Origin of the sequence: Pseudoxanthomonas sp. SL93, from assembly GCF_026625825.1 — a bacterium.
Lineage (GTDB): Bacteria > Pseudomonadota > Gammaproteobacteria > Xanthomonadales > Xanthomonadaceae > Pseudoxanthomonas_A.
Genome location: NZ_CP113065.1, coordinates 3638595 through 3662774 on the forward strand (window position 1 = coordinate 3638595; position 24180 = coordinate 3662774).

The 24180-nt window shown below is 68.5% G+C and carries 13 protein-coding genes; 8 read left to right on the forward strand and 5 right to left on the reverse strand.

The genetic code is table 11. The features are described from left to right. Positions 1–4 precede the first annotated feature (4 nt). From OVA13_RS17030 to OVA13_RS17040, 3 genes are all read right to left on the reverse strand, one after another. Positions 5–2776, reverse strand: a complete 2772-nt coding sequence (locus OVA13_RS17030) for a valine--tRNA ligase (protein WP_267791639.1) — start codon at positions 2774–2776, stop codon at positions 5–7. Between the two features lie 76 nt (positions 2777–2852). After that, complete coding sequence (locus OVA13_RS17035) at positions 2853–3278, reverse strand: DNA polymerase III subunit chi (RefSeq protein WP_267791640.1); 426 nt, start codon at positions 3276–3278, stop codon at positions 2853–2855. A gap of 21 nt (positions 3279–3299) precedes the next feature. Continuing rightward, on the reverse strand, positions 3300–4772 hold the full coding sequence (locus tag OVA13_RS17040; RefSeq protein WP_267791641.1) for a leucyl aminopeptidase: 1473 nt from the start codon (positions 4770–4772) through the stop codon (positions 3300–3302). 129 nt (positions 4773–4901) lie between these two features. On the opposite strand from OVA13_RS17040, the gene lptF reads away from it, so the two are divergent. Next, positions 4902–5981 carry an LPS export ABC transporter permease LptF gene (gene lptF, locus OVA13_RS17045; protein ID WP_267791642.1) on the forward strand — a complete coding sequence of 360 codons (1080 nt, stop codon included), beginning with the start codon at positions 4902–4904 and terminating at the stop codon, positions 5979–5981. Next, a complete protein-coding gene (gene lptG / locus OVA13_RS17050) occupies positions 5930–7078 on the forward strand; it encodes an LPS export ABC transporter permease LptG (RefSeq protein ID WP_267793563.1) in 1149 nt (382 codons plus the stop codon). The genes lptF and lptG overlap by 52 nt, the downstream gene beginning before the upstream one ends. Positions 7079–7111: 33 nt before the next feature. Here the strand turns inward: lptG and OVA13_RS17055 are convergent, their stop codons facing one another. After that, positions 7112–7612 carry an RDD family protein gene (locus OVA13_RS17055; RefSeq protein ID WP_267791643.1) on the reverse strand — a complete coding sequence of 167 codons (501 nt, stop codon included), beginning with the start codon at positions 7610–7612 and terminating at the stop codon, positions 7112–7114. Between the two features lie 35 nt (positions 7613–7647). Between OVA13_RS17055 and xerD the strand changes: the two genes are divergently transcribed. The 5 genes from xerD to OVA13_RS17080 all read left to right on the forward strand — a co-directional run bounded on the left by xerD (position 7648) and on the right by OVA13_RS17080 (position 15807). Continuing rightward, positions 7648–8601: a site-specific tyrosine recombinase XerD gene (gene xerD, locus OVA13_RS17060; RefSeq protein WP_267791644.1), complete on the forward strand. Its 954-nt coding sequence runs from the start codon at positions 7648–7650 to the stop codon at positions 8599–8601. 110 nt (positions 8602–8711) lie between these two features. Next, on the forward strand, positions 8712–9533 hold the full coding sequence (locus OVA13_RS17065; protein WP_267791645.1) for a DsbC family protein: 822 nt from the start codon (positions 8712–8714) through the stop codon (positions 9531–9533). A gap of 78 nt (positions 9534–9611) precedes the next feature. Then, on the forward strand, positions 9612–13532 hold the full coding sequence (purL, locus tag OVA13_RS17070; RefSeq protein WP_267791646.1) for a phosphoribosylformylglycinamidine synthase: 3921 nt from the start codon (positions 9612–9614) through the stop codon (positions 13530–13532). Positions 13533–13613: 81 nt separating this feature from the next. Then, positions 13614–15332, forward strand: coding sequence for a type II secretion system ATPase GspE (gene gspE / locus OVA13_RS17075; protein WP_267791647.1), 1719 nt, complete (start codon positions 13614–13616; stop codon positions 15330–15332). Between the two features lie 4 nt (positions 15333–15336). Beyond that, positions 15337–15807, forward strand: a complete 471-nt coding sequence (locus OVA13_RS17080) for a hypothetical protein (RefSeq protein WP_267791648.1) — start codon at positions 15337–15339, stop codon at positions 15805–15807. Positions 15808–15884: 77 nt separating this feature from the next. On the opposite strand, the gene OVA13_RS17085 is transcribed toward OVA13_RS17080, so the two are convergent. Continuing rightward, the gene (locus OVA13_RS17085; RefSeq protein WP_267791649.1) at positions 15885–21674 is read right to left on the reverse strand and encodes an ESPR-type extended signal peptide-containing protein; all 5790 of its coding nucleotides are present in this window, start codon (positions 21672–21674) and stop codon (positions 15885–15887) included. A 667-nt stretch (positions 21675–22341) separates the two neighbouring features. Between OVA13_RS17085 and OVA13_RS17090 the strand changes: the two genes are divergently transcribed. Then, positions 22342–24063 (forward strand): S8 family peptidase, encoded by a 1722-nt coding sequence (locus OVA13_RS17090; RefSeq protein ID WP_267791650.1) that lies wholly within the window; start codon positions 22342–22344, stop codon positions 24061–24063. Positions 24064–24180: the final 117 nt, after the last annotated feature.

The window sequence follows — 24180 nt, forward strand, 5'->3', positions numbered from 1 at the left end:
GCGACTACAGCTTCGCGCGCTGTCCGTGCAGGGCAGCCAGCTGGTTGCTCCAGTCCACCAGGCGCTGGCGCTCCTGTTCGACCACCGCCGCCGGCACCTTGTCGGTGAACTTGGCCAGCTTGGCCTCGCTCTTGTCCTTCTCGCCGGCGACGCGTGCGATTTCCTTGTCCAGGCGGGCGCGTTCGGCGTCCAGGTCGACCAGGCCTTCCAGCGGCACCAGCAGCTTCAGGTCGCCCACCAGCGCGGCGGCAGAGGCTGGCGCATCGCTGCCGGTGTCCAGCCACGCGATGTGCTCCAGCTTCAGCAGGAAGCCCAGCGACGATGCAAAGCGGGTGATGCGTGCGCGGTCGTTGTCGCCACCGTCCTGCAACAGCAGGCGGATGGTCTTGGCGGGCGACACATTCAGTTCGCTGCGCACGCGGCGCAGCGTCGACACCATGGTCTTCAGCCATTCCACGTCGGCGTCGGCCTGTGCATAGTCCTGGCCGCTGAAGTCGGCGGCGACCGGGTAGGGACGCAGCGAGACCGTGCCGCCTTCGATGCCCAGCTTCGGCGCGACCTGCTGCCAAAGTTCCTCGGTGACGAACGGCGTCAGCGGGTGCAGCAGGCGCAGCAGCGCTTCCAGCACGTACAGCAGCGTGTGGCGGGTGCTGGCGGCGGCCGTCGCGTCATCGCCGTTCAAAGCGGGCTTGGCCAGTTCGACGAACCAGTCGCAGAACTCGTTCCAGGCGAATTCGTACAGCGCCTGTGACAGCAGGTCGAAGCGGTAGGCGGCGAACTGGGTCTCGACTTCGGCGGTGACCTTGGCCAGACGCGAGAGGATCCACTTCTCCGCGTCGGTCTGCGGCTGCGGTGCGCCGCTGGCGGTGAAGCCGTCGGTGTTCATCAGCACGAAGCGGGTGGCGTTCCACAGCTTGTTGCAGAAGTTCTTGTAGCCCTCGGCGCGGCCCATGTCGAACTTGATGTCGCGGCCGTGCGTTGCCAGCGCGGCGATGGTGAAGCGCAGCGCGTCGGCGCCGTGCGGCACGATGCCGTCGGGGAATTCCCTGCGCGTGGCCTTCTCGATCTTCTCGGCCATCTTCGGCTGCATCAAGCCGCCGGTGCGCTTGGCCACCAGGTCTTCCAGCGAGATGCCGTCGATGATGTCCAGCGGATCGAGCACGTTGCCCTTCGACTTGGACATCTTCTGGCCGTCCTTGTCGCGGATCAGGCCGGTCATGTAGACGTCGCGGAACGGCACCTGGCCGACGAAGCTGTCGGTGGCCATGACCATGCGCGCCACCCAGAAGAAGATGATGTCGAAGCCGGTGACCAGCACCGACGACGGCAGGTAACGGTCGAAGCCGCGCTCGGCCATCGCCTGTTCGTCCGGCCAGCCCATCGTGCTGAACGGCCACAGCTGCGAGGAGAACCAGGTCTCCAGCACGTCGCTGTCCTGCGTGAGGGCGACGTCGGCGGACAGGCCGGCCTTTGCACGCGCTTCGGCTTCGTCGCGACCGACGTAGCAGTTGCCGGCGTCATCGAACCACGCCGGGATGCGGTGGCCCCACCAGAGCTGGCGGCTGATGCACCAGTCCTGGATGTTCTCCATCCAATGGCGGTAGGTGTTGATCCAGTTCGGCGGGACGAACTTGACCTTGCCGGACTCGACGAGTTCCAGGCCGCGCTTGGCCAGGCCGTCCATCTTCACGAACCACTGGTCGGTCAGGTAGGGCTCGATGACCTGGTTGGTGCGGTCGCCGCGCGGCACCTGCAGCTTGTGCGGCTTGGTCTCGACCAGCAGCCCCAGGTCTTCTAGATCCGCGAGCACGACCTTGCGTGCTTCGTAGCGGTCCAGGCCGCGGTACTTCTCGGGCGCGTTGTCGTTGATCGCCGCGGTCGGCGTCAGCAGGTTGATCAGCGGCAGGTCGTGGCGCAGGCCCACCTGGTAGTCGTTGAAGTCGTGCGCCGGCGTGACCTTGACCACGCCGGTGCCGAACTCGCGGTCGACATAGTCGTCGGCGATGACCGGGATCTCGCGGTCGGTCAGCGGCAGCTTCACCGTCTTGCCGATCAGGTGGGCGTAGCGCTCGTCCTCCGGATGCACCATCACCGCGGTGTCGCCGAGCATGGTTTCCGGGCGCGTCGTGGCCACGGTCAGCGAGCCGCTACCGTCGGCCAGTGGGTAGGCGATCGACCACAGGAAGCCGTCTTCCTCGACGTTCTCCACTTCCAGGTCCGAGATCGCGGTCTTCAACACCGGGTCCCAGTTGACCAGGCGCTGGCCCCGGTAGATCAAGCCCTGCTCGTGCCAGCGCACGAAGGCCTCGATGACGGCCTTGGATGCGGCTTCGTCCATCGTGAACGTGCTGCGCGACCAGTCGCCCGACGCGCCCATGCGGCGCATCTGCCGCTCGATGGTGTCGCCGGACTGCGCCTTCCACTCCCATACTTTGGCGATGAAGCCGTCGCGGCCCAGCGAATCGCGCGTGTCGCCCTTGCCTTCCAGCGCCAGGTTGCGGCTGACGACCATTTCCGTGGCGATGCCCGCGTGGTCGGTGCCCATCTGCCACAGCGTGTCGTAGCCGCGCATGCGGTGGTAGCGCACCAGCGCGTCCATCAGCGTGTGCTGGAACGCGTGGCCCATGTGCAGCGTGCCGGTGACGTTGGGCGGCGGCAGCAGCACGGTGTAGGGCTCGCCCTTGCCGCTGGGCTTGAAGTAGCCGGCGGCTTCCCACTGTGCATACAGGCGGGATTCGAAGGATTTCGGGTCGTAGCTGGAGGCGAGGTCGGTCATCGTGTCGGTATCGTGGTGGCGATGTCGCCGCGGTGGCGGATCGCGTTGCCGCGACGGCGGGCTGCCGTCGTACGGGTTACATGTCGTGCTTGTTCACGTCGAAGCCGCGTGCCTTGTACTGCTTCCAGCGCTCGCGCAGCGGTTCGCGCGCGGCGGGGTCCGCCGGCACCACTTCCAGCACGCGCTCGCAGTCGCCGGCGAAGGCGTCGTCGCGCAGGTTGATGACCAGGGCACGCGCGGGCGCGTCGACGTCCGGCGTGGCGATCAGCACGGGCGTCAGCTCGTCCTCGTCGTCGGTGCCGGCGATCTGGTGGGGGATGTAGGCGTCGTCATCGAACGCCCACAGCAGTTCGTCCAGCTCCTCGGCCTGCGCGGCGTCGCGCGCCAGCACCAGCGTCCACTGGTTGCTGTCGTACGCCTTGCGCGCCAGCTCGCAGACCAGCTTGAGGGGTTCCTCGAGGAAGCGCGGCTTGGCGATCAGGTAGAAGTCGGCACGGGCCATGGCGTGGAAGTCGCGCCGCCGTCAGGCGACGCGATCCAGCAGCCACTGGCTCAGCAGGCCGACCGGACGACCGGTGGCCATGCCGCGCTTGCCTTCGTCGTTGGCCACGCCGGCGATGTCCAGGTGCGCCCAGCGCTGGCCTTCGGTGAAGCGGGCCAGGAAGCAGCCGGCGGTGATCGCGCCGGCCCAGCGGCCACCGATGTTGTAGACGTCGGCGAAGCTGGATTCCAGCTGCGTCTGGTATTCGTCCCACAGCGGCAGGCGCCAGGCGCGGTCGAACACGGTTTCGCCTGCGCCCAGCAGTTCGTTGCTGAGGTCGTCGTGCTTGCTCATCAGGCCGCTGGCGTAGCGGCCCAGCGCCACGATGCACGCGCCGGTCAGCGTGGCCACGTCGACCAGGGCTTCAGGCTTGAAGCGTTCGGCGTAGGTCAGCGCGTCGCACAGGATCAAGCGACCTTCGGCGTCGGTGTTGCCCACTTCGATCGTCTTGCCAGACATGCTGGTGATCACGTCGGAAGGGCGGTAAGCATTGCCGTCGATGGCGTTCTCCACCGCCGGCACCACCACCACCAGGTTCACCGGCAGCTTCATCTTCACCGTGGCGACGAAGGTGCCCAGCACGCTGCCTGCACCCAGCATGTCGTACTTCATTTCTTCGATGCCGCCCTGCGTCTTCAGGTTGACGCCGCCGGTGTCGAAGGTGATGCCCTTGCCGACCAGCACGTAGGGTTTGGCATCGGCGGCCGCGCCATTCCACTTGAGCACGATCAGGCGCGGGCGGTTGGCCGAGCCGCGGGCGACGGCCAGCAGCGAACCCATGCCCAGGGCTTCCATCTCGGCTTCTTCCAGCACTTCGCATTCGGCACCGTTGTCGGCGGCGAACTTCTGCGACTGCTCGGCCAGGTAGGCCGGTGTGCAGATGTTCGGCGGCAGGTTGCCCAGCTCGCGGGTGAACTGCACGCCGGCGGCTATCGCCACGCCCTGCGCCAGTGCCTGGACATCGTCGCCACTGACGGCGAACTGGGTCAGGCCGGGATCATCGTTCTTCTTTTTACCCAGCGTGGCGGTGTAGCGGTAGCTGGCGTGGTCGGCGGCGATCACGGCCTGGCGGATCTTCCAGGCGGCATCGCGGTCCTTCACGTCGACTTCGGACAGGGTGAACAGCGCACTGCGCACAGGGCCGGTCTTCACCGCGCGGGCGGCATCGCCGATGGCCTTGAGGTACTGCGCCACGCCGAACTTGGCCACGTCGCCCAGGCCGATCACCAGCACGCGCGGCGCGGTGATGCCGGGCAGGTCGTGCAGCAGCGTGGTCTTGCCGGTCTTGCCGCCAATGTCACCCCGCTGCAGCAGCGCGGAAAGCTTGCCGCCGCTGGCCGCATCCAGCGCCTGGCCGGCCGGGCTCAGGCTCTTGTCGGCGTAGGCGCCTACCACGATGCAGTCGACGCCAGCCTGGGCGGGGGCTTCGTGGTTCAGGGTGAATTCCAGCGTCATTGATCAGATTCCCGGTTCAGTTACGTACAATCGCGGACCGGAGGAAGGTGGCTGACGCCATCCCGGACCGCACAGACTGCCGCCGTCCACGCGGCGCACAAGCCCGAGATTGTAAATCAAGCCCCCCTGATGCCGAAGCTGGACCGCTACTTATTCCGGGAATTCACCCAGAGCTTCCTGGCCACCCTGATCATCCTGCTGATGGTCAGCGTGGGCGGCGTGATGGCCGATCTGCTCGGCGACGTGGCCGACGGCAAGGTGCCGGCGCGCCTGCTGCTGTCCCAGCTGGGGCTGCAGTTCATCAACTACATGCCCTACATCATCCCGCTGGCCTTGATGCTGGGCCTGCTGCTGGCGTTCTCGCGCCTGTACCGCGATTCGGAAATGGCGGTGCTGACCGCCACCGGCATCGGGCCGCGCCGCCTGCTGAAACCCTTGATGCTGCTGGTGGTCCCGGTGGTGGTGGTGGTGGGCCTGTGCTCGCTGTGGCTGGGCCCGTGGGCCCTGCGCACCGCGCAGCACATGCTTGACCACGCCAACCGCAGCCTGGTGGTGTCGGGGCTGGATGCGGGCAAGTTCACCGTGCTGTCCAGCGGGGCGGTGGTCTACGTGAGTGCGATCAGCCCGGACGGCACCGGCCTGAGCCGGGTGTTCATGCACCGCGCCGAGGACAATCGCGTGGATGTGGTGACGGCGCGGCGCGGGCAGATGTTCTTCGAGGGCGAACGCGACCGCTACCTGCGGCTGGAAGAGGGCTTCCGCGTCGAAGGTCCGGCCGGTCCCGGCCTGGATTACCGCCTGATCCGCTACAAGTCCAACGAAGTCGCCCTGCCGGACCGCGCCGATACGCTGAACAAGGACGACCCCGCCCTGCTGCCGACGCCGCAGTTGCTGGGGGACTCGCGGCCGGCCGCCAACGCGCAGCTGCATGCACGGCTGACCCCGCCGCTGCTGGCGCTGGCGTTCGCGCTGCTGACCCTGCCGCTGTCGCGCAGTTCGCCCCGGCAGACCCGCTACGGGCGCGTCATGGTGGGCTTCCTGGCCTATCTGGTCGGCATCAGTCTGATGATCAACGGCACCCAGCTGCTGGCCGACGGCAAGCTGCCGGGGCTGGCGGGCCTGTGGTGGCTGACGGTGCCCCTGCTGGCGGTGGCCGGCTGGCTCTACCTGCGCGATGGCAAGCTGTCGCGGCCGCGGGGGCGCGCATGAGGCTGATGCCGCGCCTGCACGACGTGTATGTCGGCCAGGTGGTCCTGGTCACGGTGCTGCTGACCTGGGCCGTGCTGGTGGGCCTGGACGTGGTGATGGCGCTGTCCGGCGAGATCGGCGACCTGGGGCAGGGCAACTACACCTTCGGCCATGCCGTGGCCTGGGTGCTGTACACCGTGCCGCGCCGGGCCTATGTGATGTTCCCGACCGCCGCCGTGATCGGCGCGCTGATGGGTCTGGGCCAGCTGGCCGCCAGTTCCGAGCTGACCGCCCTGCGCGCACTGGGTCTTTCGCGCCGCCGGCTGAGCATCTCGGTGGCGGCGGCGCTGGCCATCCTGACCGGCCTGATGGTGGTCAGCGGCGAGACGCTGGGGCCGTGGGGTCAGCGGCAGGCCGACATGCTGAAGACGGCGGCGCGCACCGGTGACGTGGTGCTGGACCGGTATGCCGGCATGTGGGCGCGCGAGGGCAATACCTTCCTCTATGCGCAGAGCGGCGAGGAGCGCGAGCAGGACGGCAAGCCGTCACTGCAGCTGCGCGACGTGCGCCTGTACGAACTGGCCGACGATGGCCGCCTGGCCTCCATCGCCCACGCCGCCACGGCCGAGCACCTGGACGGCTACTGGCTGCTGAAAAACGTGCGCCGCACCACCTTCAACGAACGCTCGGCCACGCAGAAGCAGATCCTGGGCGAGCGCTGGGAATCGAAGCTCGATGCCGCGGTGCTGTCGTCCGGCCTGACCCGCGTCCGCAACCTGCCAACCCGCGAGCTCAGCCAGAACATCGAGTACCGCAAGCGCAATGGCCTGGACGCGCGCGAGTACGAAGACCAGTACTGGGGCCGGTGGTTCTATCCGCTCAACGTGCTGGCCCTGTGCCTGGCCGCCATTCCGTTCGCGTTCGGCAGCCTGCGCAGCGGCGGCATGGGCAAGCGGCTGTTCCTCGGCATCGTGTTCGCGGTCGGCTTCTGGGCGCTGCAGACGATGTTCGTGCGCATGGCCGGTGCATTCCGGATGGATTACCGCCTCGCCTATGCCATCCCGCCCATCCTGCTGATGGTCGTCTCGTGGCTGATGTTCAGGCAACGCAGCCGCTAGCCATCACGGCGGCGTTGAACCGGCAAAGCAGCGTCAGGCGCGCTTCGGCAGCCTGATCATCTGCGTCCCGCTCAGGCGGTCGTGCCAAGCCAGGCGGTCGCGATCGACCCATGCCCACCAGAATCCCAGTCCGCCGGCCAGCAGGGACACGGTGGCCACGGCGAAGCGGGTCCACAGCGCACGGCGCGTCGGCGCGCTGCCGTCGCGGGCGATCACCTTGATGCGCCAGGGCCGCATGCCCAGTGTCTGCCCACCGCGCCGCCAGCTGAGCACCGCGTAGAGCCCTGTCACTGCCCAGCACGCCAGCCACAGCAACCATTGCAGCAGGCTGAAGGGCGTGATGTTGTCGCGCGTGCCGTGGTGGCCCAGGAAGGTGTAGCCGACGGTGAACAGCGTGGAGATCAGCATCCACATCGCCAGTACCGGCCAGATGTCGTACAGCAGCGAAAGCAGCCGCCAGCCGATCAGGGCGCGGGGTTTTCCGGGGGCGAAGTCGGTGTCGTTCATTGCATACAGGATAACGGCAGACTTCATGCACCCACAGGGCGGCCATGGCCTAAGCTTGCGGCATGACGTCCCGGACTCCTGCCGAACGCCGCCAACAGGCGAATGCGCTTCCTCCTCTCCCCGATGCTGATGCGGCGGCGATCGCCGCGTTCCTGGATGCGATCTGGGCGGAAAGCGGGCTGGCGAAGCAGTCGCTCGACAGCTACCGGCGTGATCTGGAGGGTTTCGCACGCTGGCGCAACGGGCAGGCGGGCGGTTTGGCGGGGGCGGACCGTGCGGCCCTGTTCGACTACCTGGCGCGGCGGACGCGCGAAGGCTATTCACCGCGCAGCAACGCGCGCCTGCTTTCCGCGCTGCGGGCGTTTTTCGCACACCGGCTGCGGCGGGGCGATCGGAAGGACGACCCCACCGCGCTGCTAGATCCACCGCGGCTGCCACGGTCGTTGCCCAAGGCACTGACCGAGACCGAGATCGACGCGCTGCTGGCGGCGCCCGATGTCGAATCCCCGCTCGGCCTGCGCGACCGCGCCATGCTGGAACTGATGTACGCCGCCGGGCTGCGTGTCAGCGAGCTGGTGAACCTGCCGGCGGTGGCCGTGAACCTGCGCCAGGGCGTGCTGCGCGTGACCGGCAAGGGCAGCAAGGACCGGCTGGTGCCGCTGGGCGAAGAGTCGCAGCACTGGCTGGAAACCTACCTGGCCCGTGCGCGTCCCGCGCTGGCGGGCAAGCGCAGCCTGGCGTGGCTGTTCCTCAACGCCAGCGGCGAGCCCCCCAGCCGGCAACAGTTCTGGGGCCTGGTGAAGCGCCATGCCGCCGCCGCCGGCATCGATCCGGCGAAGATCAGCCCGCACGGCCTGCGCCACAGCTTCGCCACGCACCTGCTCAACCGCGGCGCCGACCTGCGCGCGCTGCAGCTGTTGCTGGGCCACAGCTCCCTGTCGACCACCCAGATCTACACCCTGGTCGCGCGCGAACACCTCAAGCAGCTGCACGGTCGCCATCACCCCCGCGCCTGACGTGGCTCACACTTGCGGCCGCGGTTAAGCCGGCCCGCGCAGGCGCTGTGCGAGAATCAGCCCCCGTTTTGTGGAAACCTGCCGCCGATGCGGCCACCAGGATGCGCACCATGACCCGTCTGATCACCGCCGCCCTGCTGGGCGCCCTCAGCCTGAGCGCCTGCGCGCAGGCCCCGCAGGCCCCGGCCGCCGGCAAGCCTGCCGCCACGCCGGCGGTGGCCGCCGCCCCCGTGAAGGGTGGCAGTGCCGATGAGCGTGCCCGCAACGCCATCGCCCGGCTCAACCCGAATGCGAAGGTGGAGTACGTCGGTGCCGCACCCCTGCCGGGTTTCCGCGAAGTGATCGCCGGGGGGCAGTTGCTGTATGTCAGCGACGACGGCCGCTACCTGATGCAGGGCGCCGTGCTCGATATCCAGGAAGAACGCGACCTGATGCAGACCAGCCCGGCGCTGGCCAGGCATCGCCGCGACCTGCTGGCCAGCGTGCCGGCGTCGGAACGCATCGTGTTCGCCCCGCCCAACGCCAAGTACACCGTCAGCGTGTTCACCGACATCGAATGCGGTTACTGCCGCAAGCTGCACAGCGAGATCGCGGACCTCAACCGGCTGGGCATCGCGGTGGAGTACCTGGCCTTCCCGCGGATGGGCCTGGGCAGCAAGGACCACAAGGACATGATCTCCGTCTGGTGCGCACCCGACCGCAAGCGCGCGCTCACCGAGGCCAAGTCCGGCCAGCCCATCCAGAGCCGCGACTGCAAGAACCCGGTCACGCTGGAATACGACCTGGGCCAGCGCATCGGCGTGAACGGCACCCCGGCCATCTACTCCGCCGAAGGCGTCCAGCTGGGCGGATACCTGCCCCCGGAGGCGCTGCGGGCCAAGCTGGACGAACTGGCGGCACAGCCGAAACCGGCCGCCGCCGGGATGAATTGAGACAAGACGAAGCCGGCCATGCGCCGGCTTCGCTACAATAGCCGGCCCGTCTGACGGCTCCCACCCACGGTTCCGGACATGATCGTCCTTGAAGGCCAGCCGGCCTTGTCGCAATTCCGCCGCGCGCGGCTCGAAAGCAAACTCCAGTCCCTTGCCCCGAACGACCCGGCTTCACGGGTGCGTGTCCGCGGTGCCTGGCACGTCTATTTCGTCGAACCAGAGGCCGGCGCCACGCCGGACCTGGCCACGTTGCGCCGCATCCTGCAGGCGAGTGACGAGGCGACGGCGCTGGCCGACGGCGCGGTCTCGCGCTTCGTCACCCCGCGCCTGGGCACGCTGTCGCCGTGGGCCAGCAAGGCCACCGAACTGCTGCGCGGCGCCGGCCAGCCGGTCAAGCGCGTCGAGCGCGGCCTGCGCATCGATCTTGAAGGCTGGGACGACGGCCAGCCGGCGCTGGCCAAGGCGCTGCACGACCCGATGACGCAGTCCCTGCTGACCACGCGCGACCAGGCGCAGGCCTTGTTCACCGCGCCCGCGCGCGGCGAACTGGAGCGCATCCCGCTGGCGCAGCTGGAGGCGGCCAACATCCGCCTGGGCTTGGCGCTGGCGGACGACGAGATCGACTACCTGCGCACGCGCTATACGGAACTCGGCCGCGATCCTTCCGACATCGAACTGATGATGTTCGCGCAGGCCAACTCCGAGCACTGCCGCCACAAGATCTTCAATGCCAGCTGGACCATCGACGGCAAGGAGCAGGACCGCTCGCTGTTCCGGATGATCAAGCACACCCATGCGCAGACGCCGGAGCACACGCTCAGTGCGTACAGCGACAACGCCGGAGCACACGCGGTGGTCGAAGGCTATCCGGCGGCGCGCTTCCGTCCGGACGGCAGCGGCCAGTACCGGCTCGAGGCGACGCTGGATTCGGCCTTCTGCATCAAGGTGGAAACCCACAACCATCCCACCGCGATCGCGCCGTTCCCCGGCGCCAGCACCGGGGCAGGCGGCGAGATCCGCGACGAAGGCGCCACCGGCCGCGGCGGCAAGCCCAAGGCCGGCCTGACCGGCTTCTCGGTATCGCACCTGCGCATCCCCACGCTGCCGCAGCCCTGGGAGGCGCCGCGCGCGCTGAACCCGCGCATGGCGCCGGCGCTGGAGATCATGCTGGACGGCCCGCTGGGCGGTGCCGCGTTCAACAACGAGTTCGGCCGCCCCAACCTGCTGGGCTACTTCCGCAGCTTCGAACTGCCCGAAGGCGCAGGCCTGACGCGCGCCTACGACAAGCCGATCATGCTGGCCGGTGGCCTGGGCGCCATCGACCGCATCCAGGTGGAGAAGAAGACGCTGTCGCCCGGCGATGCGGTCATCGTGCTGGGTGGTCCGGCCATGCTGATCGGCCTGGGCGGCGGTGCGGCAAGTTCTGTGGCCTCCGGCGAGAGCGCGGAAGAACTCGACTTCGCCAGCGTGCAGCGCGACAACCCCGAGATGGAGCGCCGCTGCCAGGAGGTCATCGACCGCTGCGTGGCGATGGGCGAGGACAACCCGATCCTGTGGTTCCACGACGTCGGTGCGGGCGGCCTGTCCAATGCGATTCCCGAACTGCTGCACGACTCCGGCGTGGGCGGCGTGATCGACCTGGGCAAGGTGCCCAGCGACGATCCCTCGCTGTCGCCGATGCAGCTGTGGTGCAACGAATCGCAGGAACGTTACGTGCTCGGCGTGCCGCAGGCGCGACTGGCCGAGTTCGCGGCGCTGTGCGAACGCGAACGCTGCCCGTTCTCCGCCGTCGGCGTGGCAACGAAGGAAGAACATCTGGTCGTCGCCTACGGTGCCACCCCGGGCAACACCCCCGCAGATGCACCGATCGACCTGCCGATGGACGTGCTGTTCGGCAAGCCGCCGAAGATGCATCGCGACACCGCGCACCCCGCACTGCCGAAGTGGCCCGCGCTGCAGACCGAGGCGCTGGACCTCCACGAGGCAGGCCTGCGCGTGCTCGCACACCCGACGGTGGCGGCCAAGCAGTTCCTGATCACCATCGGCGACCGCAGCGTCGGCGGCCTGACCGCACGCGACCAGCTGGTCGGCCCGTGGCAGATGCCGGTGGCTGACTGCGCGATCACGCTGAGCGGATACGAAGGTTACGTGGGCGAAGCCATGGCTATCGGCGAGCGCACGCCGCTGGCGCTGCTCGACGCCGCTGCGGCCGCCCGCATGGCGGTGGGCGAGGCGATCACCAACCTGTGCGCCGCGCCAGTGGAATCGCTGCATCGCGTGAAGCTGTCGGCCAACTGGATGGCCGCCGCGGGCCACCCCGGCGAGGACGCGCTGCTGTTCGACGCGGTGAAGGCCGTGGGCATGGAACTGTGCCCGGACTTGGATATCAGTATCCCGGTGGGCAAGGACTCGCTGTCGATGCAGGCGCAGTGGCACAGCGATGGCCAGGCGCAGAAATCCGTCTCGCCGGTGTCGCTGATCATCAGCGCCTTCGCGCCCGTCACCGACGTGCGCCAGCAACTGACGCCGCTGCTGTCGCGCGAAGACGACAGCGAGCTGTGGCTGATCGGACTGGGCGCCGGCAAGAAGCGCCTCGGAGGTTCCGTGCTGGCGCAGGTGTATCCGCAGTCCGGTGGCGAGGGTGCATGGCCGGCGTTCGCCGGCGACGGCCGTGACGAAAGCGTGCCCGATCTCGACGACCCGCAGCGCCTTCGCGATTTCTTCCACCTGATCGCCGACGCACGCGAAGCCGGCCTGCTGCTGGCCTACCACGATCGCAGCGACGGTGGTGCGTTCGCCGCGCTGTGCGAGATGGCGTTCGCCTCGCATCGTGGCCTGGACATCAACCTGGACGGCTGGGGCGACGACGCGTTCCGCACGCTGTTCGCCGAGGAACTGGGCGCGGTGGTGCAGGTGGCCGATGAGGATCGCGCGGCGTTCGCCGACCTGATCGAGCGCCATGCCCTGATCGAATGCGCACAGCGCATCGCGCGCCCGACGACGGCGGCCGTGGTGCGTGTGCAGCAGGATGGCGACGTGCTGGCCGAGTGGCGCTGGGAAGAGCTGTTCGACGCTTGGTGGTCAGTGACGCACGCCATGCAGAAACTGCGCGACAACCCGGAGACGGCCGACGAGGAGCGCGAGAACGCGCGCCAGTTCGGCCGCACCGGACTGAAGCCGAGGCTGTCCTTCGATGCCGCCGCCGACGTCGCGGCACCGTTCATCGCCACGGGCAAGCGCCCGAAGGTGGCGATCCTGCGCGAGCAGGGCGTCAATGGCCAGATCGAAATGGCATCGGCCTTCAGCCGCGCCGGTTTCGATGCCTTCGACGTGCACATGAGCGACCTGATCACTGGACGCGTGGTGCTGTCGGACTTCAACGGCTTCGCGGCCTGTGGCGGTTTCAGCTACGGCGACGTGCTGGGCGCGGGCCGTGGCTGGGCGACCTCGATCCTGGAACGCAATGACCTGCGTGACGCGTTCGCGGCATTCTTTGCCCGCGACAACACGTTCTCGCTGGGCGTATGCAACGGCTGCCAGATGATGAGCCAGCTGAAGGAAATCATTCCCGGCGCGACGCACTGGCCACGTTTCCTGCGCAACCGTGGCGAGCAGTTCGAGGCGCGGGTGTCGTTGCTGGAAGTGCTGGAGTCGCCGTCGGTGTTCTTCCAGGGCATGGCCGGCTCGCGCATCCCGGTCGCCGTCGCCCATGGTGAGGGTCGCGCGGAGTTCGACAGCGTGGCGGACCAGGGCGCGGCCCGCGTCGCGCTGCGCTTCATCGATGGCGATGGCCAGGTGGCGACGTCTTACCCGCAGAATCCGAACGGTTCGCCCGATGGCATCACCGGCCTGACCAGCGACGACGGTCGCGCCACCATCCTGATGCCGCACCCGGAACGTACCCCGCGCAGCGCCAATCACAGCTGGCATCCGGCCGACTGGCCGGAAGACTCGCCGTGGCTGCGGATGTTCCGCAATGCGCGGGTGTGGGTGGGATGACCCGACGCCGGCCCGCCGCAAGGCGGGCTACGCCCGGCCAACATCGCACCTGCTAAAGTCGGCGCTCCCAAGGAGGCCTTCGTGAACGCAGCCGCGCTGGATACCGGAACCGCCACCAGTCCCGACGACCAGATCGTCGCCGCGCTGCTGGCGAGAGGGCGGTTGAAGGACACCGATCTTGCGCGCGCGCGCCGCCTGCAGGAAGAGACCGGCGGCAGCCTGTTGTCGCTGCTTTCCCGGCTGGGCCTGGTGTCCGAGCGCGACCATGCGGAAACCGCCGCCGACGTGCTCGGCTTGCCGCTGGTCAATGCGAAGGAGGCCCCGGATGTGCCTCCCGAATCGGTCGCACTGTCCCTGCGCTTCCTCAAGCAGTTCCATGTCTGCCCGGTGGGCGAGGACGACCTGCACGTCGACCTGCTGATGGCCGACCCGCAGGACCGTTACGCCTTCGATGCGGTGCAGCTGGCGACCGGCCGGCAGGTGCGGGCGCGCGTGGCCCTGCGTTCCGAGATCGACGACCTGATCGAGCGCTATTACGGCCAGGGCCGCAGCGCGATGGGCGCCATCGTCGAGAACGCCGACGGTGAAGCGACCGGCGACCTGGACGATGTCGAACACCTGCGTGACCTGGCCTCCGAAGCGCCGGTCATCCGGCTGGTCAACCTGGTCATCCAGCGGGCGGTGGAACTGCGCGCGTCCGATGTGCACGTGGAGCCGTTCGAGAACCGGTTGAAGGTGCGCTACCGCGTGGACGGCGTGCTGGAGGAGGGTGAAAGCCCGCCCGCCAACCTGACCGCCGCGGTGATCAGTCGTATCAAGATCATGGCCAAGCTCAACATCGCCGAGCGCCGCCTGCCGCAGGACGGCCGCATCATGCTGCGCGTGCAGGGCAAGGAACTGGACCTGCGCGTGAGCACGGTGCCCACCGCACACGGCGAAAGCGTGGTGATGCGTCTGCTGGACCGCGAGACGGTGGTGTTCGATTTCAAGAAGCTCGGCTTCACCGATGCCTTCCTGCCGCAGTTCCAGAAAGTGCTGGAGCAGCCGCACGGCATCCTGCTGGTCACCGGCCCCACCGGTTCCGGCAAGACCACCACGCTGTACACCGCGCTGAGCAAGCTCAACACCAGCGACGTGAAGATCATCACCGTCGAGGACCCGGTCGAATACCAGATCGAGGGCATCAACCAGATCCAGGCCAAGCCGCAGATCGGGCTGGATTTCGCCAATGCGCTGCGCAGCATCGTGCGCCAGGATCCGGACATCATCATGATCGGTGAAATGCGCGACCTGGAAACGGCGCGCATCGCCATCCAGTCCGCGCTCACCGGACACCTGGTGCTGTCCACGCTGCACACCAACAATGCGGCCGGCGGCATCACCCGCATGCTGGACATGGGGGTGGAGGACTACCTGATGACCTCCACCGTCAACGGCATCCTGGCCCAGCGCCTGGTGCGGCGGCTGGAGCCCACGCACGCGGAGAAGTACCCGGCCTCGCCGGAAGAGATCGAGCGATTCAACCTGCGCCGATTCCAGCCGCAGGGGGAGATCTTCCTGTACCGCCCACGTGGTTCGGCCATCGCCCCGACGGGCTACCTGGGCCGCACCACCATCGTCGAGTTCCTGGTGATGAACGACGAGATCCGTCGGGCCATCATGCGCCATGCGGGCATGGGCGAGATCGAACAGCTCGCCCGCGATGCCGGCATGCGGACCATGTACGAGGACGGCATCATCAAGGCGCTGACCGGCGAGACGACCATCGAGGAAGTCCTGAGGGTGACCGAAGATGCCTGATCCAATGAAATCCTTGCGTATCGCCCGGCGTTGGCCGGCAGTGGCAATGCTGGCGCTGTTGGTGCTTTCGCCGCTTGCCTCTGCCGCGGGCAAGAAGGCGCCACCGAAGGCCTTCGCACGCGCAGAGCTGCCCACGGGTTTCGTCGTGGGCAGCGGTACGCCCGCGCTCGCGCTGGAGGTGGCCGTCGCCGAAGGCCAGGTGGTGTCCTGGTCTCCCGCGGCTCAGGGCCCCGGCAACCTGCGCGCGACGCGCAGCGGTGACGAGACGCAGACCATGCTGACGGTGAGCAGCGATCTGCCGGTGGCAGTGAAGTTCGATCTGTACCTGTCGCTGGATGGCGAGCACTTCACCTACACCAGCACGTGCGGACTGACGCCGGGCATCTCGTCGTTCGAGATGTGGCAGCAGCCGGTGCTCGCCTTCGCGATGGGCAATCCACGCACGGTGCCGTCGGGACGGGTGGCGTGCGACTGACGATGCGTGTGTCTTCATCGAAGTAAAACAAGAAGGGCCCGGTGCAGACCGGGCCCTTCGTCCATCACGCCGGCGGATTACAGGTCGATACCGAAGCCCACGCCCGCCGACTTCTCGTCACCGCTGAACGCACCGCCGATGCTGAAGGAAGCGCGCTCGCCGATCGGCTTGGAGTAACCCAGGGACAGGGCGTTCTCTCCGTTCTGCCAGCCCGCGCCGACGGCGATGCGGCCGCGCGGCGTGCGACTGCCGGCGGCGTTGATCGCCATGTTCAACATGGCCGAACTCATCGCGCCCATCCTGTCGAGGCGACGATCCTGCTCCGAGAACCGGCGGTCCACGTCGCCGCGGAAGGCGTTGAAGTCGTCTTCCAGTGCCTTGACCTGGAAGTCGGCATACGCATTCGCGCTGGCCAGCGTTTCCGTCGCCGTGGCGTCGGCATAGGCACGTGCGTTGTCCAGCGTGGCGGCGTCACCCGCGTCCGCATAGGCCGCTGCGCTGGCCGAGGTGTCGGCGTTTTCCGCCACGGCCGGCACGGCGGGTTGGCCGCTGCTGACGGCGCCCCCGCCATTGCCTGTCGTCGTGGCGGCCGTGGTCTGCGGAGCGGCGGTGAGGCCTGCCGTCGCCGTTGCCGCATTCGCACCGTCGCCGGACGCACGTGCCTGGCTGCTCTGGGTGGGCGGTGCGCCGCTGCCGGTGGAGGCGGTGGCCGTGGTGCTGCCGGTCAGGCCCGAGTACATGCCATACAGCTCATTGAGCTTGGCATCCACCGCGGTGAAGGCGGCCCCCACGTTGTTGTACGACGTGCCCTGGATGGTGTAACTCGGCGCGATGAAGACGCCGCCGGAGAAGCCGGCGCCTCCGCCCAGCGCATTCGACACGAAGCTCAACTGCGACAGGTTCACCGCATCGGTAGCCGCCGTGCCCGCGGCGACATTGGTGACCTGGCGTTCGCTGCCGGCGCTGCCGACGGAGACGCTGTCCTCGCGGTCGGCGACGGAATCACCGCCGATGGCCACGCTGTTGTCCGATTCCGCGCTGGCCAGGTTGCCCAGCGCCACCGAGTTCACCCCGGGCGAGTACGCACCGCCACCGACCGCCACCGAGAAGTCACCGGAGGCCTCCGTAGGCACGAACCCGAAGAACGCACCGCCCACCGCCACGCTGTTGTCGCCGCTGGCGATGGAATTGGAGCCCAGCGCGGTGGAATCCCAGTTGCTCGCCACCGCACCGAAACCCAGCGCCGTGGCGCTGTTGCCGCTGGCTTCGGCACCGTAGCCGAACGCAGCCGCACCGAAGTTCGAGGCACTGCTGTAGCCGCCGACGGCGGTGGCGGCATCATCGGATGCCTCGCTGCGGAAACCGACCGCGGTGGCCTGGATACCCGAGGCGCTGCTCTCCGTACCGAGGGCGGTCGAATAGGCCCCCGACGCACTGGCCCCCGCACCGGTGGCCGTCGCGCCGACCTCGCTCGCGACCGCGCCGGCACCGAGTGCGGTGGCGTCGTCCGCGTTGGCTTCGGTGCTGGCGTAGACGGGGTTGCCGTCTTCATCCAGCAGCGGATTGCCGTCCTCGTCGAACAACTGCCGCTGGCCGCCCACTGCGACCGCGCCGGCACCGTTGGCCTGTGCACCGGCGCCGTTGGCGACGCTGTTGGCGCCGGTGGCGGTGGCGTTGAAGCCGGTCGCGGTGGCGCCATCGGCCAGGGCGAATGCACCGGAACCGGTGGCGGTCGCACCGACGCCTTCGGCCAGGGCGGCCGAACCGGATGCGGTCGCGTAGTCGCCGGATGCCAGCGCATCATCGGTACCGTCATTGGCACCGTTGGCCTTGAAGTAGCGCGTGGCGTTCTCCGATGCATCGGCCACCGCGTTCAACTGATCCAGGTTCACCGCATCGGTGCCCTCGGTGCCGGCCGCGACGTTGGTGATCTGGCGTTCGTCTCCCACGTCGCCCACCGAGACGGTGTTGTCGCGGTCGTTCCATGCATTGGCACCGATCGCCACACTGTTGGTCGCGCCGGCGACGGAGTTCACGCCCAGGGCCACGCTGTCATCGCCATCGGCGTAGCTGTTGTGGCCGATGGCGGTGCTGTATTCGCCCGTCGCCCAGGCACCGTTGCCGAAGGCCGACCCGCCGGTGCCGCTGGCGCGCGTGTTGATCAGGCCGAAGAACGTGGTGCCGCCCACGGCGGTGCTTTCTTCCCCATTGGCGGCCGCGCCTTCGCCCACCGCCGTCGCGCCACTGCCACCTGCTGCCGCGCCGTAACCGAACGCCGAGGCGAAATCGCCGCCCGCGCTGCTGTAGCCACCGACGGTGGTCGAGGCGAGCCCGTCCGCGCTGCTGCGGAACCCGACGGCTGTCGCCTGCGTGTTCGATGCAGTGGCTTCCGTACCGAGGGCGGTCGAATAGGCCCCCGACGCACTGGCCCCCGCACCGGTAGCCGTCGCGCCGATTTCGCTGGCGACCGCGCCGGCACCGAGTGCCGTGGCGTCGTCCGCGTTGGCTTCGGTGCTGGCGTAGACGGGATTGCCATCTTCATCCAGCAGCGGATTGCCGTCCTCGTCGAACAACTGCCGCTGGCCGCCCACTGCGACCGCGCCGGCACCGTTGGCCTGTGCTCCCGCACCGTTCGCGACGCTGTTGGCGCCGGTGGCGGTGGCGTTGAAGCCGGTCGCGGTGGCGCCGTCGGCCAGTGCGAACGCACCGGAGCCGGTGGCAGTCGCACCGACGCCTTCGGCCAGGGCGGCCGAACCGGACGCGGTCGCATAGTCACCGGATGCCACCGCATCATCGGTGCCGTCATTGGCGCCGTTGGCCTTGAAGTAGCGCGTGGCGTTCTCCGAGGCATCGGCGACCGCGTTCAACTGATCCAGGTTCACCGCATCGGTGCCTTCGGTGCCGGCCGCGACGTTGGTGATCTGGCGTTCGCTGCCCACATCGCCGACCGACACCGTGTTGTCGCGGTCGGCGGTGGAGTTGGCGCCCAGCGCCACGCTGTTGTCGCCCAGCGCCGTGCTGTAGAAGCCGACGGCCGTGCTGTTGTCGCCGCTGGCCCAGGATTCCGCACCCAGCGCGGTGGCGTAGTCGCCAGGCGCGTAGGAGAAGAAGCCCGCGGCGGTGCTTTCCAGCCCGGAGGCTTCCGCCAGGCTGCCTGCCGCCAGGCTGTAGTCGCCAGCCGCGATCGCACCCGAACCGAAGGCGGCGGAGCTGAAGCCGCTGGCCTGCGTGTAGACGAGGAAACCCAGACCGGGGATCAGGTCCGCCGGTCCGCCGACGGCCACGCTGTAGTCGCCGGTCGCACCGCTGGCATGGCCGAAGCTGGAGGCATACGAGCCCGTCGCCGTGCTGCCGTAACCGAACGCCGAACTGGCCTCACCGCTGGCTTCGCTGAGTACGCCGAATGATGAACTGCCCAGGGCCGAGGCCAGGCTGCCCGAGCCCACCGCCGTCGCCCCCAACCCGGACGCCACGGTGTTGACGGTGATCGGATTGCCGTCCGCGTCGAACGCATTGACCTGTCCGCCGATCGCGATGCTCGAATCGCCGCTGGCTTCCGCGCTGCTGCCGTTGGCGAGGCTGCTCTCGCCGGTTGCCAGCGCGTTGTAGCCCGTCGCGGTGCTGAACTCCCCCAGCGCGAACGCACCGGAGCCGGTCGCCGTCGCGCCCGTGCCCTCGGCCAGGCTGGCCGATCCCGATGCGGTGGCGAATTCGCCTGACGCCACCGCGTCGTCGGTGCCGTCATTGGCGCCGTTCGCCTTGAAGTAGCGGGTGGCCTCTTCCGAGGCGTCCGCCACCGCGTCGAGTTGATCAAGGTTCACCGCGTCGGTGCCCTCGGTGCCCGCGGCGACATTGGTGACCTGGCGTTCGCTGCCGACGCTGCCGACGGAAACGCTGTCCTCGCGGTCGGCGACGGAATCACCGCCGATGGCCACGCTGTTGTCCGCTTCCGCGCTGGCCAGGTTGCCCAGCGCCACCGAGTTCACCCCGGGCGAGTACGCACCGCCACCGACCGCCACCGAGAAGTCACCGGAGGCTTCGGTGGGGACAAACCCGAAGAACGCGCCACCCACCGCCACGCTGTTGTCGCCGCTGGCGATGGAGTTGGAGCCCAGCGCGGTGGAATCCCAGTTGCTCGCCACCGCACCGAAACCCAGCGCCGTGGCGCTGTTGCCGCTGGCTTCGGCACCGTAGCCGAACGCAGCCGCACCGAAGTTCGAGGCAGTGCTGTAGCCGCCGACGGCGGTGGCGGCATCATCGGATGCCTCGCTGCGGAAGCCGACCGCCGTGGCCTGGATGCCCGAGGCGCTGGCCCCGGTGCCAATGGCAGACGCGTAGGCGCCACTGGCATTCGCGCCCGCACCGGTGGCTGTCGAACCCACCTCGCTGGCGACCGCACCGGCACCCAGTGCCGTGGCGTCGTCCGCGCTGGCTTCGGTGCTGGCGTAGACGGGGTTGCCATCTTCATCCAGCAGCGGATTGCCGTCCTCGTCGAACAGCTGCCGCTGGCCGCCTACTGCGACCGCGCCGGCACCGTTGGCCTGCGCACCGGCGCCGTTGGCGACGCTGTTGGCGCCGGTGGCGGTGGCGTTGAAGCCGGTCGCGGTGGCGCCATCGGCCAGGGCGAACGCACCGGAACCGGTGGCGGTCGCACCCACGCCTTCGGCCAGGGCGGCCGAACCGGACGCGGTCGCGTAGTCGCCGGATGCCACCGCATCATCGGTGCCGTCATTGGCGCCGTTGGCCTTGAAGTAGCGCGTGGCGTTCTCCGAGGCATCGGCCACCGCGTTCAACTGGTCCAGGTTCACCGCATCGGTGCCCTCGGTGCCGGCCGCGACGTTGGTGATCTGGCGTTCGCTGCCGGCGCTGCCGACGGAAACGCTGTCCTCGCGATCGGCAACCGAATCGCCGCCAAGCGCCACACTGTTGTCGGCAGTCGCCGAGGCCAGGTTGCCGAAGGCGCTGGCATTGGTGCCGGGTGCCCATGCGCCTCCGCCGACAGCCGTGGAGAAGTCCCCCGACGCTTCGGTCGGCAGGAAGCCAAGCAACGAGCCACCCACTGCCACGCTGTTGTAACCGGTGGCGATGGAGCCAGAACCCAGTGCGGTGCTGTCGCCGCCGCTGGCATCGGCGCCGTAGCCCAGCGCGGTGTCGAACGCGCCGGAGGCATTCGCGAAGCCGCCGATGGCGACCGTGGCGGCGCCGCTCGCGTTGCTGGTGTGGCCCGCGGCCAAGGACTGCGCGCCGGAGGCGGTGGAGGCACTGCCGATCGCCGCGCCGTACGCACCGCTCGCGCTGCTGCCCGTGCCCACGGCACTTGCGCCGGTGCCGCTGGCGCGCGCCTGCGTGCCGACCGCGCTGGCGTTCTGGCCGGTCGCCGCGCTCTGGTGGCCCAATGCGGTCGCGCCCTGTGCGGTCGCGCTGCTGTCGTAGCCCACGGCGGTGGCGTTCACGCCGGTGGCTTCGGCGTAGCCGCCCACCGCGGTCGCGCCCGCCTTGTTGGCGATGCTTTTGTAACCCACGGCGACCGCATGGCGCCCGGAGGCATCCACGCCATCGCCGCACGACACGGCATTCTCGCCGGGGCGCCCATCCTTGATGGGGTTGCCGCGCGCGTCCACACAGTAGGCGGGCCCGGTTCCTATCTGCGGCTTGTCGTTCTGCGGTTGTCCCTTCTGCTTGTCATGGGCCAACGCGGCACCGAACGGTGCACCGGCGAGCAGCGCGGAGACGAGCAGCGACACGCCGAGCCGCGCACGCATGCGCGTACCCGACGACATCACGCCATGCGCGCGTCGCGCGAACTCCGACGCCACCACCAGCACGCCGAGGGAGGGGTTCCACACCTTGCTGTAAATCCTGTTCATGCATCACGTCCTTCATTCTGTGTTTTCGGGGGAATACGACAGCACCCGGGCCTGCACGGCACGGGGATTCGAGGCGGACTACGTCAGGGATAGCGAAAGCGCGGCGCGCGACAGGGGAGGCGCATCGCCGGTGTGCACGAAGCATCGGATGGGAAAGCGCGGGGGGCGCTCAAGTCGAACAGCGGGATGACGCGGCCGTCCACCACCTGGAAGAAGCGCAGGTCGCGGCGAGCACGCACCGAAGAAAAACACGCCGGAAACACGAAGCGAGCGAACGCATCAGCAACCGCTTTCCGCACTCCCCTTCTCCTTTCCCGGTGATGCAAGACAACTCCGTGCAACCGAACACTACATCCGCGTTGTGCAATTTGCGAGAGATTTGCTACGTTCGGTGCAACGCGACGAAACCGCTGAAAACAAGGCGTTAACGCCATGTGCAGAGGATGTGTTCGCCGCGTGAAGAGTGTCGTGGCAGGTAAACAGGGGTACCTGGACGATCCGCTTGAAATGAGAGCCGCAAGTCGTTGAGTAAGCACGTCGTAAACGGGTTACCCAGTTCGTTCTTCCTTGCAGACATGGAGCAGGTCAAGTGAATCAGAATTCCTTTTTCAGCAGTGCGCGTCGTCGTCCCCTCGCTGCCTCACTCGCCGCAATCGTCGCGGTTGGCATGTTCTCCTCGCCGGCGTGGGCGGGTGAAGTCAGTACCGCCGGTCTGCGCGACGGCGAAACCTACGACCGCTTCATCGTGAAGTACCGCGACGGCAGCACCGCGCGCACCAGTGCCGCCGCACTGCAGCGTTCACTGGGCAGCGCCGTGTCGGGCGCGGGCCTGGCCACGGCGGGCGCCCGCAGCCCGGTCAGCGCGCAGAAGCTGCGCCGGCTGGCCGTGGGGGCCGAGCTGGTGCGCACCTCGCGCAAGCTCGATCGCGTCGAAGCCGAGGGCCTGCTGCGACAGCTGGCGGCGGATCCGAGCGTGGACTACGTGGAAGTGGATGCGCGCCGTTATGCGCGGCTGGTCCCCAACGACAACTTCTACAACCAGTATCAGTGGCACTTCAAGGATCCGGTCGGCGGCATCAACCTGCCTGCCGCCTGGGACAACGCGACCGGTGCCGGCGTGGTGGTCGCGGTGCTGGATACGGGCATCACGCCGCACAGCGATCTGGATGCCAACATCCTGCCGGGTTACGACTTCATCAGCGACACGTTCGTCTCGCGCGACGGCGACCTGCGCGACGCCAACCCGCTGGACGAAGGCGACTGGAATCCGGTCGCGGGTGAGTGCTACGCCGGTTCGCCGGTGCAGGACAGCAGCTGGCACGGCACCCACGTGGCCGGCACGGTGGCGGAAGTGACCAACAACGCCAAGGGCATGGCGGGTGGCGCGTTCGATGCGAAGGTGGTGCCGGCACGCGTGCTAGGCCGTTGCGGCGGCTATACCTCCGACATTTCAGATGCCGTGATCTGGGCTTCCGGCGGCACCGTTGCGGGCGTACCCGCCAACGCGAATCCTGCCGAAGTCATCAACCTCAGCCTGGGTGGCACCGGTGCGTGCAGCGCGACCGAGCAGAACGCTTTCAACATCGCCATCGCCAATGGCTCCACGGTGGTCGTGGCGGCCGGCAACGACGCCAGCAACGCGTCGGGTTTTTCACCCGGCAACTGCAACGGCGTCATCACCGTGGCGGCGACGCGCATCACCGGCGGCATCGCTTCGTATTCCAACTACGGCACCAGCGTGGAAATCGCGGCGCCGGGCGGCGGCGGCAGCGTGGATGGGAACCCGGGTGGCTATGTCTGGTCGGCGGGCAACGCCGGCACCACCGTGCCTACCACCGAGACGTACTTCGGCATGGGCGGTACCTCGATGGCGGCGCCACACGTCGCGGCGGTGGTGGCGCTGATCCAGAGCGTGGCCGATACGCCGCTGACGCCCGCGCAGGTGCTGGCCACGCTGCAATCGACGGCGCGTCCGTTCCCGGTGGCGCCGCCGGCGAACCGGCCGATCGGGGCGGGCATCGTCAATGCCGCCGCCGCCGTGCAGGCGGTGATCGGGGGCGAACCGCCCACCGCCACGCCGCTGACCAACAACGTGGCCGTGGGCGGCAATACCGGCGCGAAGGACGCGACCATCAAGTACGCGCTCGTGGTGCCCGCGGGCGCGACCAACCTGTCGTTCATCACCTATGGCGGCAGCGGCAACGCCGACCTGTACGTGAAGTTCGGCAGTGAAGCGTCGGCGTCCAGCTATGACGTGCGGTCCGCGCGCCCGGGCAACAACGAGGTGATCAACATCGCCTCCGCGCAGGCCGGCACGTATTACGTCACGCTGGTCGGCAAGACCAAGTTCAGCGGTGTCAGTGTGCGGGGCAGCTTCACCGCGCCCTGACCATTGCCGTACGGCTGACGGGCAAGCGTGCTCCCGGGCTTTCCCCGGGGGCACTTTCCCGGCTGTGCAGTCCGGATGCAGGCATGACGCTGGGTGGGGTTCTGCGGTAACTTGGCG